At 45.5% G+C, this 567-nt stretch carries 1 protein-coding gene; it reads right to left on the reverse strand.

The window, feature by feature from the left end; all coding sequences use genetic code 11:
- On the reverse strand, nt 1–503 hold a 503-nt coding region (locus ACFOEE_RS20485; protein ID WP_377129025.1), incomplete at its 3' end, for a Fic/DOC family protein.
- Nucleotides 504–567 lie beyond the last annotated feature (64 nt).

Genomic DNA, 567 nt, shown 5'->3' on the forward strand with positions numbered 1-567 from the left:
GCTTGAGAGAAAATAATTTTTAGCGGTTCAAGGTTTAACTGAACCCCTGCGATATTCGCATCTATCCATTCCTGCCTAGATATCTTTGGCCATGTTACGTCATAGCCAAGCGCAAATAAAAGCTCTTCGAAAAAGAAACGTTGAACGCGGCCATTCCCTTCTCGAAACGGATGCAGTAGGTTCATTTCACAGAATAGATCGGCAACGAGATCTATCAACTCATTATCGTCGCGACAATTTGCTAATGCGGGGACGGTTCGAAACAGCTTTGTCGCTTCGGGCTCGATGCGCATGCAAGTACAAAACCGCGTGCTTCCCTTTGATATGTCTACGTCCCTTAGTCTACCGGCCCATTCGTATAGATCTTGAAAAAGGTGATGGTGTAGATGCTGTAAATGTGCGAATGAAAAGTCGGATAGAGATAATTGGGAGGGCTCGTATGTTCTATAGCGTTCAGCTGAAAATTCTGCCTCGGCTTCGGCTAATTCGTCTGGGTCACGAATATCGAGAAGGTTTACTAAAACATCGGAATCTGGGTAGCAGTACTTATCGTGTGCTACCCCGTAC

The organism is Pseudoalteromonas fenneropenaei, assembly GCF_042643375.1.
In the GTDB taxonomy this organism is placed as follows: domain Bacteria; phylum Pseudomonadota; class Gammaproteobacteria; order Enterobacterales; family Alteromonadaceae; genus Pseudoalteromonas; species Pseudoalteromonas fenneropenaei.